Here is a 12,706-nt window from a genome sequence, read left to right as displayed (position 1 = left end):
TTTCAGATGATCGCAGGTGGTGTGTTAAAATTTTAACGATGATTCATACCCGCGTTCAATGCGTTTGTTTTCATTGAAACGCTCTATGGCAAGGGTAATAAGTTTGCTGATAAGTTCTGTAAAACTGATGCCGCGTTCTTTCCACATCATGGGGAACATGCTTGAATTGGTAAACCCGGGAATGGTATTGATTTCGTTCACGTAAACCTTTCCTTTTTTTGTAAGGAATAAATCTACCCTGGCGAAGTCTTCGCACCGTAGTATTTCATAAGCTTTTAAAGAAACTTCCCGGATGGTTTTTATGGATGCCTTGTCCAACCTGGCAGGCACTTCAATTTTTACGGCATCCGGATCAACATATTTCGCATCAAATGTATAGAAGTCGTAATTTTTTTGGATAATAATTTCACCGGGGTTGGAGGCCACGGCCGGATTGTTGCCCATAATGGCGCACTCGATTTCGCGCCCGCTGATAAACTCCTCTAAAATAATTTCATGGTCATAACGAAAGGCTTCATCCAATGCTTTTTTGAACTCAGGCTTTTTTGAAACCTTCGAGACCCCAACGGATGAACCCAGGCTGGCCGATTTTACCATGAAAGGGAGTCTCAGTTTTTTTTCAATTTCCTCAAAGCTGATTTTCTTTTTGTCGCGGTAGCTAAAGGTTAAAAACTTTGTAACCGGAACCCCCGCCTCCTTCAGCATTTTCTTGGCGATGATTTTGTTCATGGAAATGGATGACCCTAATACCCCTGTGCCTACCATGGGCAAGTCAAGTGCCTTTATAAGGCCTTGTATGCTGCCATCTTCGCCATCGGTGCCGTGCAGTACAGGAAACACCAGGTCAACTTTTATCCGGTCGCCACTAGCCAGTAAAATCAGCCCGGCATTTTTAGGATCAAGGATTAACCCTAATGCTTTTCCCTGCTCCACCTCTTTGGTAACCCCTTGGGTTAAAAACCATTGCCCGGTTTGGCTTATGCCGATAGGAACGACTTCGAAGTGTTCCTTGTCGATATACTCGAAAATGTTTCGCCCTGAATTAACCGAAACACCATGCTCAACCGAGCGACCACCATACAATAAGGCAACTTTCTTTTTAACGGTCATTCACTGATTTTTAACAGTTTCAAAGATAATCAATTCCCGTGCAAGGCTTGGGATTGTTTATCGGGAAAGAAAAAACTTGGACGAGTAGAATTGGTTCCCTATCCTGATCTTCATTATGTAAATTCCGGCAGCGGCCTGGTTTAGGGTGATGGGAAATGTTTGGTTAAGTATGTCGGGTGCAACAACGTTTAGATACTCCCGCCCCATGGCATCAGTAACGTATACGCCTACCGGCATGCGTTCGGGCAAATCGAACGTGATAGTGGCCTCAAAATTATTTTTCCAGTAAATCGAATAAAGATCACTGCCAATATCCACCGGGTTAGGATTATCCGAAACAAAAAACTCGATGTTATCCAGGTAAATGTTATTGCCGGTGGCGTTGGTAAATACAAAAGCAATCCGCACGTGCTGTTGTCCGGCCAACTCATTCAAGTTAACATAGTGTCGCAATTGCCATTGCGATGGACTGGCAGGTACCCAAGGGGTTGATGCGAGTGTATTGGCAAGTGCCGAACCTTGCCGGTCGAAGGGAAGCGCCAGGTAGCTTACCCCGCAATCAGTAGAAGCCAATACCCGAAGCCTGTCGTTGTTGGTTTGGTTCCATGCATACGACAAGTCAAAAAACATACTTGCTTTAGTGGTTTTGCTAAAATCCAAAACAGGTGTGGCTAACCAGGCCTCTGTACCGATCGCAGTGCTGTTATGGGCTTGTACCGAAGCCGAGTTACCAAAGTTAGTAGCCGCTGCCTGCCAGGTAAGCCCTGCTTGTGGGCTAACAGTTGTCCAGTTTAAGGCAGTAAAATTTTCACGAAGCGGAATCCGGTCCTGCGAATGATCAATGGTAATAGTAAATGCCAGGGAGGAGTTAGCCGGGTCTTCATCGGGTTTATTGTCTGCTTCTGTTACTTGTAGTGCAATGGCATTATTGCCTTCGTTGAAAGCGACATTGGTTATGGTAATGATCCGTTGTTCGTTAATGGCCAAAGGTGTGCTTAACAGGATGGTATTGATAACCGGGGTGCCACCCTCAATAGTATGCGTTGTTTTTATCGAGGAAATGGTTGAGCAACTAACATTCCTGATGTTGATTTTAAATTCAGCCTGGGTGTTGCAATTGATTATTCCCGGACTTACCAGTGCCAGTATGGCCACATCGATTTTTGTGCAGGATGGATCGAGCAAGCCGGGCGATGTGAGCAGGCTCTTACGTCTGGGTACGGCATCATCGTTTAAAATAGTTTCCATCCGCCCAATCTGCCCTTGCGTAAAAATGTTCATGCAGGCATCGTTGGTGTAGTCCATGTAGTTTTGGAACATTTTTACTATAGAAACGCCACAGATGGTTGATTGAGGGTGACTTGGGCAGTTGTTGGTTTGTGTTCGTTGCGTAGGTGTATCTTCTACATAATCTGTTCCACAGGTGGCATCGCCCCAGATGTGACGAAGACCGAAAAAATGCCCGATTTCATGTGTGGCTGTTCTTCCTTTATTGAAGCGTGGGTCTAAATCATAAGGCCCAGCATCAACGGTTCCAAAGGCTGTGTAATCGATCACCACACCATCCGTTGCCGCCAAACCGTCACGATAATTTTCAAGCCCTTCAAGATCTGAAACCGGAAATTGTGCATAACCAACAGTGGCCCCTGAAAACTTCACTACCCATATATTCAGGTAGTCGTTGGCGTTCCAGTAACTCAACGATTTTAACATGGCATTGTCACCCATGGTCCATGATGTTTTGGTTCCCTGCACACGGTTTATGCCGGTAGTTGGCTGGCCGGCTGGATCGCGCCTCGCCAATATGAATTCAATATCCATACTTCCGGCCACGGGCTGAAATTCTGCCGGTGTGTTAGCCGCATCGGCATTTAACCGCTTAAAATCTTTATTGATTACTTCGATCTGTGATAAAACCTGTGCATCAGACAGGTTGGTGCCAATGCCTATAGGTTCGCCATTATGGATAATGTGTACGACAACCGGTATTTGGTAAGTATCTCCTTTGGTCCGTTGTGTCTCTTCTTGTCGTTTTTGCAGGTTGAGCATGCGCCTGCTCATCTCCCTTCGCGCTAACCATTGTTCAAACTGTTCATCGGTCTGGCGCAGTTTACCTTCGTTACGGAGTTGCTGCATGTAGGGAACGGTGCCGCATTTATCCTGTGCAGAAACATGCAAAAAGCATAGTTGCAGGATTAGGGCCAAATAAACCGAGGGATACCGCACGCTTTCAACAGTTGATTGCCAAACAACAAGGTTATATTAGCCAAATATACAATTCGTAACCCAATTGGGCTTGGTCACTGGTCAATAGAAATTGCTCAGGATTTTAGTTTATGACTAAACAGTGAGGTTTACCACCTCAATGCCCTTAATTTCAGGGACGGCTCTTTTAATAGCTTCTTCAACGCCAGCCTTAAACGTCATGGTTGACATGGGGCAGCTGCCGCAGGCACCCAAAAATTCAAGTTTAACAATGTTGGCGGATGTTATTTCCTGTATCCTCACGTTGCCACCATCGGCTTCCAGGTAGGGGCGTATGGAATCCAGTGATTCTTCAATGCGCTGGGTAAGATCAGTAAGCGTATTCATCACACATTCAGTTCAACTCGCTTTGTTTCGGCTAAGTTAGCATTTCTTATGGCAATCTGCCGGGCCAATGATTCAGCCAGGGTTTTAAATGCATCCGCTGTGAGGCCTTCCTTCATTACGGCAGGCAAACCAGAGTCGCCACTTTCGCGGATACCTTGCACCAGCGGTATCTGACCGAGAAAAGGAACATGGTATTTTTCCGATAAGTTCTTGCCGCCATCTTTTCCAAAAATGTAGTATTTGTTTTCGGGTAATTCTTCCGGGGTAAAATACGCCATGTTTTCAATGATGCCCAGTATGGGCACATTGATTTGAGGTTGACGGAACATGGCCAGCCCTTTGTTGGCATCAGCCAAGGCAACCTTTTGTGGTGTGGTAACAATTACTGCTCCCGTTACCGGAACGGTTTGTACCATGGTTAAATGGATATCGCTTGTTCCGGGAGGCAGGTCGATCAACAGGTAGTCAAGTTCACCCCAAAGTGTTTCACTGAAAAACTGTTTTAAGGCTGCGCTGGCCATTGGCCCACGCCAAACCACGGCACTGTCGGGTGGTGTAAGAAATCCAATCGACATCAGTTTAACACCATATTGTTCCAGCGGTAAAATCATCGACTTGCCGTTTATTTCCTGAACGGCTGGCTGCTCATGTTCGCAATTAAACATGGTAGGGATGGAGGGGCCGTAAATATCCGCATCGATCAACCCAACTTTTGCACCGCTTTGCGAAAGGGCCACGGCCAGGTTGCTGGTTACGGTTGATTTACCAACGCCACCTTTACCGGAAGCGATGGCCACAATATTTTTTACTTTTGGTAATAGCGGGGCAGCGTTGCGACTGGTAGTAACCGATGAGGTAATGTGAATATTTACCGGAAAATTTTCGCCTGCAATCGCTTCTATGGCATCCTGGCAATCCTGCCTTATTTTTTCTTTCAATGGGCAGGCCGGTGTGGTTAACACAACACTAAACGATATTTCTTTTTCGGAAACCATGATGTCACGGATCATCCCCAGGCTTACCAGGTCACGTTTCAGGTCGGGGTCTTCTACCGTGGAAAGGGCTTTTAAAATATCGGTTTCTGTTAGCTTCATGGCTTGAATTTGCGCGAATTTAGGGCTGTCGACTGCTAAAACAAAACTTATTAGCCGATGGTTTTCCCGCTGATTTCGGGGCGGAAAGAGTATCTTTGGAGCCCGATTTAAGCCGCGTGATCTCCCGCCAAACCATAGACGAAATCCGTAACCGCATCGATATAGTGGATGTGGTAAGCGACTTCGTTTCTCTTAAACGGTCAGGTCAGAATTACAAGGCCTTGAGCCCGTTTACCAATGAGAAAACACCTTCGTTTTACGTAGTTCCTTCAAAGGGTATTTTCAAGGATTTTAGTAGTGGAAAAGGTGGCGATGGCATAACCTTCGTGATGGAGCATGAGGGCATGAGCTACGTAGAAGCGTTAAAGTTCCTCGCTAAAAAATATGGTGTTGAAATCAAGGAAGATGCCCGTACACCCGAGGATGTTGCCGCCCAAAGCGAGCGGGACAGTCTGTATATCGTCATGAATTTTGCGAAGGATTATTATAAAAACCTGCTGCACAAACATGATGAAGGAAAGGGCATTGGGTTAAGCTATTTCCGCGAGCGCGGTTTTAACGATCGGATACTGGAAAAGTTTGAGTTGGGTTATAGCCTCAGGGACTGGAATCACCTGGAGCATGCAGCCTTAAAGGCCGGCTTCAGCGAAAGCATACTGGAGAAGGCCGGACTTATAGTAAAGAAGCCCGCCCATGACGGGAAAGATGGGGATGATAAAGTTTACGATCGCTTCCGCGGACGCGTAATTTTTCCCGTGCACAACTTGTCGGGCAAAGTAGTTGCCTTTGGCGCACGCATCCTCACCAAAGAAAAAGACCAGCCCAAATACATCAATTCACCCGAAACTGACATCTATCACAAAAGCCAGGTGCTGTATGGGCTGTACCAGGCCAAAAATGAAATACGTAAATACGATTTCTGTTATTTGGTTGAAGGATACACCGATGTCATCTCCCTTCATCTTTCAGGAATTGAAAATGTAGTGGCTTCTTCCGGCACGGCCTTAACAGAAGAACAAATCCGGCTGATGCGCAGGTTCACCGAAAATGTAACGGTTCTGTTTGATGGTGATGCAGCCGGTATTAAAGCTGCACTACGCGGGATAGACCTGGTTCTAAAAGGCGGCTTAAATGTGCGCGTGGTGTTGTTGCCCGATGGGGAAGACCCGGACAGCTACTCAAAAAAAATGGGCAGCACGGACTTTCAGCAATACCTGAAAAACCGAACGCGCGATTTCATTTCCTTTAAAATTGATTTGCTTTCCGGTGATGCTTCACGCGACCCGATTAAACGGGCAGAAGCCATCCGTGAAATCGTGACCAGCATCGCTTTAATACCTGACCCGATAAAACGTTCGGTTTACATTAAAGAAACCAGCGATTTACTGAAGATACAGGAATCCGTATTGCTTACGGAACTAAACAAGATCATCATCCAGGAGCGAAGGAAACGCGACCAGGAACGCGACCGCGAAGCAGGGCAGGAGCCTCTTCCGGACATCCTTGAAGAGGTTGCTCAAGCTTCAAAAACCGATCCGCTCGCCATGGTGCAGATGCAGGAACGCGAAACGATAAGGTTGTTGTTGAACTATGCCGAAAATGGTGTTGGCGATGACCAGAAGGTGATTGATTTTTTGTTGGGTGAGTTGGACGATATAGAATTTACCAACCCGGTGTACAAGGAAATTTTTGAGGCCTTCCGGAACGGTGCTGATGCAGCAACGCGTATCGACAATTTTTATTTTTTGGAAAATGGCTCCGATAGCGTAAAACGGGCTGTGGCAGACCTCATGACCTCACGTTATGAAACCTCACCACACTGGAGCGAGAAATTTCATATCTATTTTCCGCATGAAAAGGAAGTGATGCATGATGTGGCCATGTCGAATGTGTTGCGCTTGAAGTTTCGCCTGATCCAGAAAATGATGGAAGACAACCTGAAGGAAATGAAAGGGATAAAAGATGATGCTGTGCTGGATAAGCACCTGGCGGTGCATGCCCAATTGAAAGGTGCAGAGAAAGAGTTGGCCGGTATTTTAGGGATTGTGGTATCAAAAGGATAGGAACATAAGTGCTGTAATAGTTGTTTCAAATACTTGTTATAAAGTTTAACGCGAGAACGGATAATGGAAGCGCCAATTAAATTAGATTCGATAGAACAGGCCATTGACGATATTAAGAATGGCAAAGTTATCATAGTGGTAGATGACGAGGACCGTGAAAATGAAGGGGATTTTATTTGTGCGGCCGAATGTGTAACCCCCGAGATCGTAAATTTTATGGCCACGCATGGCCGTGGTTTAATATGCGCCTCGTTGATTGAAGACCGGTGCGATGAACTGCAGCTTGATTTGATGGTTGGAAAAAACACTGCCACTTACGAAACGCCCTTTACGGTTTCAGTTGATCTTATTGGCCACGGGTGCACCACCGGTATTTCAGCGCACGACCGTTTTAAAACCATACGTGCCTTGGTTGACCCTGAAACCCGACCCGAGGATTTGGGCAGACCGGGACATATTTTCCCGCTTCGCGCCAAGCGGGGCGGTGTGTTACGCAGGGCTGGGCATACCGAAGCTGCGATTGACTTTGCGCGGCTGGCCGGCTTTAAACCAGGCGGAGTGCTGGTGGAGATAATGAACGAAGACGGTTCCATGGCCCGTCTGCCTGATCTTAAAAAAGTTGCTGAACGCTTTAACTTAAAGTTGGTATCTATCAAAGACTTGATCGAATACAGGATACGGAAAGAATCACTGATCAGCCGCGAAGTTGAAGTGGATATGCCTACAGCTTATGGCGATTTCAAATTGATTGCCTTTCAGCAAACGAATACGCAAGAGACACACATGGCGTTGGTTAAAGGTACCTGGGCAACCGATGAGCCCGTATTAGTACGTGTGCACTCATCGTGTGTTACGGGTGATATTTTTGGGTCGTGCCGGTGCGATTGCGGCCCACAATTACACCATGCCATGCAAATGGTTGAGCGTGAAGGAAAGGGCGTTGTATTATACATGAAGCAGGAGGGCAGGGGAATAGGGCTGTTGAATAAACTAAAGGCCTACAAACTGCAGGAAGAAGGCATGGATACCGTGGAGGCCAATCTGCAATTGGGGTTTGACATGGACGAGCGCGATTACGGAGTAGGTGCACAGATTTTGCGCGATTTGGATGTAACCAAGATCAGGCTGATTACGAATAACCCTAAGAAGCGTGTTGGTTTGATGGGGTACGGGCTGGAGATTGTGGACAATGTCCCGATCGAGATTTCACCCAATCCGCACAATGCGAAGTACCTGGCTACCAAGCGCGATAAGTTGGGGCATTCTATCTTAAAGCAGTAATGAAACGATCAGTAAGCATACTTTTTTTTATTCTTTCATACCAATGGGTTGCCGCGCAGCAATGGCCTTTCGAGTTGTGGCACGAAGGAAAAATTGTGCTGGAAACTGGCGATACACTAAAGGGTTTAGTGAAATATGATCTGCAGCAGGACCTGGTCCAGTTTAACGACCAACGCACACAAGTTGAGGCATACACGGCACGCAAAGTTTTGTTTTTTGAAATTTTTGACAACACCGAAAAGCGTTACCGTAATTTTTTTGCATTGCCGTATGCCGCAACCGGAAATTATAAAACCCCGGTTTTTTTTGAGTTGCTGGAAGACGGTAAAATGACCCTGCTCGTGCGCGAGGCATTGGAGTACCGAACGTACAATTCGCCTTACTTTTACGGCTCGTATACACGGTTGGTGTTGGTGTACAAATATTTTTTGATGGATGAGCGGGGAAATATCAACGAGTTTCTGGGCAAACGTGGCGACCTGCTAAGGCTTATGGGCAACAAAGCCGACAATGTTGACCGCTACATGAAAGCAAACCGGTTGAAGATCGAAGACCGTTATGATTTTGCCAAAACTGTTTCGTATTACAACTCCCTATTCTGATTTCAGAATAACAAAGCAAGTATTAGCTTGCACCCTTCTTATTTAAGCTATTTTTAGTTTTACTTGCAGCTATGAAAAAGCCCCTTATTCTGGTTACGAATGATGATGGCATTACCTCCAAAGGAATCCGCACGCTGATTAACGTGATGAAAGATATAGGTGAGGTATTGGTGGTGGCTCCGGATGGCCCGCAATCAGGTATGGGCCATGCCATTACCGTGGGGGAAACTTTACGCCTCGAAAAGAACCGGATTTTTGAGGGCATCACAGCCTTTGAGTGTTCGGGCACGCCAGCGGATTGCGTGAAAATGGCCCGTCACTTTGTCCTTAAGGACAAACGCCAGCCCGATGTTGTGGTGAGTGGTATCAACCACGGCAGCAATACCTCCATTAGCGTTTTATATTCCGGTACAATGTCGGCTGCCATAGAAGGCGCCATAGAAGGAACGCCTTCCATTGGTTTTTCATTGTGCGATTACTCACACGATGCCGATTTTTCGCACACAGAAGCCTATGTAAAATCCATAACCCAACAAGTGTTGACCAAAGGCTTGCCAAAAGGTGTTGCGCTAAACGTTAATTTTCCTCCTAAGCGGAATGAATCCATTAAAGGTGTGCGCATCTGCCGCCAGGCAAATGCCAAATGGGTGGAGGAATTTTTGCAACGGCATGATCCGAACGGCAGGAGTTATTACTGGATGACCGGCAACTTTGTGAACTTTGACAAGGGTGAAGACAATGATGAATGGGCTATTGCGAACAACTACATCTCTGTTGTTCCTTGCCAGTTTGATTTAACGGCACATCAGGCCATTCCTGTACTTAATGAGGATTGGGATATACTCCAGTAATCATTATTTTAGTTTTCTAAACTTAAACACCATGATCAGGGCCCTCTTTATTATTGGTTTACTGCTATTGATTTTTTCATGCTCAACGAAAAATGAATCATCCCAAAATGACCTGAATTCCGCGTATGATAATGAGGTCATGTACAAAATCTCCAGTGATGGTATTGGAAATATAAGCCTGGGCGGCTCGCTCGATCTGGTGGAAGCCAACTTGCCGGTGGCCGAAATGCAAACGGTTTATGATGAAGAAGATGAGGGTGGTCAATACCTTATCCGTTTGGCCGAGTACAGTGAGTATAGCCTGGGTGTTCAGGTTGGCTATGGTAACATTATTGCCATTACCGTATTCACGCCTCCCTTTGCAACCGAAAAAGGGATCAGCCCGCAAACCAGCAACCTGGCCGACCTGAAGCGGTATTATACTGTTGAAGATATTTGGGTGCCTGATGCGGGCGTACTTCATATTGGTGTGAAAGAACTTCCCAACATAACTTTTGTTTTTGAAGAAAAGCACTTGTTAACACTTACCGAAGGCGCAGATATTGCACTGGCGGATTTGCCCGGTGGCCTTGTGCTGACCCGCATTGAGCTTTATAAACCTTTGGAATAGTTTTTTAAACAGGATCTACATCGATAATCACGCGTGTATTGCGGAAGGGTTTATCGTGAAGGGCATTACCGATGACAGAAGCCAGGAGTTGTTTGATTTGAGCGAGGTTTCCTGAGTCGCGTGGTATTTTAACCAACAGGTTCATCAGGTACTGATTCCTGATCCTTGAAATCATCGGTTCGCCTGGCCCCAGCACTTTTATTCCTTTAATATTTTGTGTGATCTGTTCCCACAATACACGGGCCGCTTCTACGGTAATTTTTTTATCGATGTGCTTGACTGTAATTTCGATTAGGCGGCTGAAAGGTGGGTATAGGTGGTTCTGTCTGTCGGTTAATTCCTGGGCATAAAATTCTCGCATGCGCTGGTTCAGTACATAGTTCAGTACAGGATGATCGGGTGAAGATGTTTGAATGACTACTTTGCCGGGCTTTTCCCGCCTGCCTGCCCGTCCACTCACCTGGGTAATGAGTTGGAATGCGCGTTCATACGATCGAAAATCCGGGAAGTGCATCATTCGATCGGCATTAAAAACACCAACTAAACTTACTTTATCAAAGTCAAGCCCCTTGGTTACCATTTGTGTACCTACTAAAATATCCGTATCACCCTTTTCAAATTGCTCAATAATAGTTTCGTAACTGGTTTTGGAACGCGTGGTATCCAAATCCATCCGTTGAATGTGTGCTTCCGGAAAATACAGTTTCAACTCTTCTTCCAACTTCTCAGTTCCATAGCCCATGGTTCGCAATCGTTTTGATGAACAGGAAGGGCAAGAAGAGGGGAGTGGCTCTTTATAACCACAATAATGACATATGAGCGAATGCTTGAATTGATGGTAGGTTAAGCTGACAGCACAGTTAATACACTTAGGCACCCAACCGCAATCCTCGCAATCGAGTATGGGGGAGTAGCCTCTGCGGTTCTGAAAAATAATCACTTGTTCTTTTTCTGCGAGCGAGGCACCAATGGCCCTAAGCACGGTGCCTGAAAAATCACCACGCGTTGTTTTTTGCTTTCGTTCGGCCATCATGTTTGCCAGGATCACCTCAGGAAGCCTGGCATCTCCATAGCGCTTATGCAATTCGACCAAGCCGTATTTACCGGTATGCGCCAGGTGGTAAGATTCCATGGAAGGAGTTGCCGATCCCAGGATAATTTTTGAATGGTGGTTGTGGGCCATCATCAACGCTGCATCGCGTGCATGGTAGCGAGGTGCAGGCTCCTGTTGTTTGTAGGAGGTATCGTGTTCTTCATCCACGATGATAAGCCCGAGATTATCGAACGGAAGAAAGATAGAAGAGCGAACGCCTACCACAAATTTAAACCGCCCGTTCAGCACACCGTTCCATACTTCAACGCGCTCGTTATCGGAAAAGCGCGAATGATAAACACCCATGGATTCACCGAACATTTTCCGAAGACGCTGAACGATTTGTGTGGTGAGTGCGATTTCAGGTAACAGGTACAGCACCTGTGAGCCGCTTTCGAGTGCACGTTTAATCAGGTTTATGTACACTTCGGTTTTTCCGCTGCCGGTAATACCATGAAACAATACCGTATTGTGCTTTTCAAATTGTTGAAAGATGGATTGTTGCGCAACAAGCTGTTCATCGCTCAGGTTTACATCAGGAAGTTCTTCCTCCGTACCCAGGTTAAACCTGGAAACGATAACTTCAAACTCTTCCAGTATGTTGTTTTTAATAAGGGTGTTTAAGGCCGATGCTGAGAACTCCGGCAACATCAACTGATTTTTACGGATGCCCTTTCTGTTTGTGACAGGGTCATGAAGCACGGGAATATCCTGCAAGTATTTCAGTAAAATAGCTTCTTGTTTCGGTTTACTGACAAGTTCTGAAAACACTTGCTCCAGGGCTTTGTGATCCAGCAGTCTGGTTGTTAGTCGTAGGTATTTTTCTTTTTTCGGTTTGAACTTTTCTTTAACCTCTTCGAACAGGATGATGGATTCCTTACCGGTTAAGGATTTCAGAATACTGTAAATGCTTTTTATGCCCAACAAAGAGGCTACTTCTGTATACGACATTGGTTTTGAAGCCAAATGCTTTAGCAGCATGGTTTCTTTTTCAGAAAATTCAAACAACGTTGTTTCCCAATCGAAGGCAGGATGAAGTTGTACCATCGACTCACTGGAGAGCTTTAGCCCCGATGGCAAGGCCGCATTCAATACTTCGCCCGTGGTGCACATGTAATAATCGGCCATCCATTCATAAAAGCGTAACTGATGGGCATGGATGATTGGTTCTTCATCAAGCAGGTCAAGCAGGTATTTGGCTTCGTATTCGGTTGGGGGCGTTTCATACAGGGAGGCAATAATACCGGTCAAAATTCTCCGGTCACCAAACTGTACAATGGTGCGTTGCCCTACCAGTACTTTATCATTCCAGTCGAAGGGTACGCGATAGGTAAACCGTTTTGCAATAGGTACCGGAAGCAGGACTTCTGCGAACAGGGTTGTGCGGGAGTCAGGAAAAAGCTCATCCAT

The 12,706-nt window shown here is 46.0% G+C and carries 10 protein-coding genes; 5 read left to right on the top strand and 5 right to left on the bottom strand.

Going from position 1 to position 12,706, the window contains the following annotated elements:
• Window positions 1–24: 24 nt before the first annotated feature.
• The 4 genes from KIT51_12595 to KIT51_12580 all read right to left on the bottom strand — a co-directional run bounded on the left by KIT51_12595 (window position 25) and on the right by KIT51_12580 (window position 4,796).
• Entirely contained in the window at window positions 25–1,110 is a 1,086-nt protein-coding gene (locus tag KIT51_12595; protein ID UYN85707.1) for a D-alanine--D-alanine ligase, read from the bottom strand.
• A 57-nt stretch (window positions 1,111–1,167) separates the two neighbouring features.
• Entirely contained in the window at window positions 1,168–3,315 is a 2,148-nt protein-coding gene (locus tag KIT51_12590; protein UYN85706.1) for a choice-of-anchor J domain-containing protein, read from the bottom strand.
• Window positions 3,316–3,450: 135 nt separating this feature from the next.
• Window positions 3,451–3,702, bottom strand: coding sequence for a NifU family protein (locus tag KIT51_12585; protein ID UYN85705.1), 252 nt, complete (start codon window positions 3,700–3,702; stop codon window positions 3,451–3,453).
• Window positions 3,702–4,796, bottom strand: a complete 1,095-nt coding sequence (locus KIT51_12580; GenBank protein ID UYN85704.1) for an Mrp/NBP35 family ATP-binding protein — start codon at window positions 4,794–4,796, stop codon at window positions 3,702–3,704. Before KIT51_12580 ends, KIT51_12585 begins: the two co-directional genes overlap by 1 nt.
• A 116-nt stretch (window positions 4,797–4,912) precedes the next feature.
• Between KIT51_12580 and dnaG the strand changes: the two genes are divergently transcribed.
• The 5 genes from dnaG to KIT51_12555 all read left to right on the top strand — a co-directional run bounded on the left by dnaG (window position 4,913) and on the right by KIT51_12555 (window position 10,203).
• Entirely contained in the window at window positions 4,913–6,859 is a 1,947-nt protein-coding gene (dnaG, locus tag KIT51_12575; GenBank protein ID UYN85703.1) for a DNA primase, read from the top strand.
• A 63-nt stretch (window positions 6,860–6,922) separates the two neighbouring features.
• Window positions 6,923–8,140, top strand: a complete 1,218-nt coding sequence (locus tag KIT51_12570; protein UYN85702.1) for a bifunctional 3,4-dihydroxy-2-butanone-4-phosphate synthase/GTP cyclohydrolase II — start codon at window positions 6,923–6,925, stop codon at window positions 8,138–8,140.
• A complete protein-coding gene (locus tag KIT51_12565) occupies window positions 8,140–8,742 on the top strand; it encodes a hypothetical protein (protein UYN85701.1) in 603 nt (200 codons plus the stop codon). The genes KIT51_12570 and KIT51_12565 overlap by 1 nt, the downstream gene beginning before the upstream one ends.
• Before the next feature lie 71 nt (window positions 8,743–8,813).
• On the top strand, window positions 8,814–9,593 hold the full coding sequence (surE, locus tag KIT51_12560; GenBank protein UYN85700.1) for a 5'/3'-nucleotidase SurE: 780 nt from the start codon (window positions 8,814–8,816) through the stop codon (window positions 9,591–9,593).
• 31 nt (window positions 9,594–9,624) lie between these two features.
• Entirely contained in the window at window positions 9,625–10,203 is a 579-nt protein-coding gene (locus KIT51_12555) for a hypothetical protein (GenBank protein UYN85699.1), read from the top strand.
• 4 nt (window positions 10,204–10,207) lie between these two features.
• On the opposite strand, the gene priA is transcribed toward KIT51_12555, so the two are convergent.
• Window positions 10,208–12,706: a primosomal protein N' gene (gene priA, locus KIT51_12550; GenBank protein ID UYN85698.1), complete on the bottom strand. Its 2,499-nt coding sequence runs from the start codon at window positions 12,704–12,706 to the stop codon at window positions 10,208–10,210.

The sequence above is a fragment of the Cyclobacteriaceae bacterium genome, assembly GCA_025808415.1.
Lineage (GTDB): Bacteria > Bacteroidota > Bacteroidia > Cytophagales > Cyclobacteriaceae > UBA2336.
Note: the sequence above shows the minus strand (reverse complement) of the source record. Positions and strands in the feature narration are given on the sequence as shown.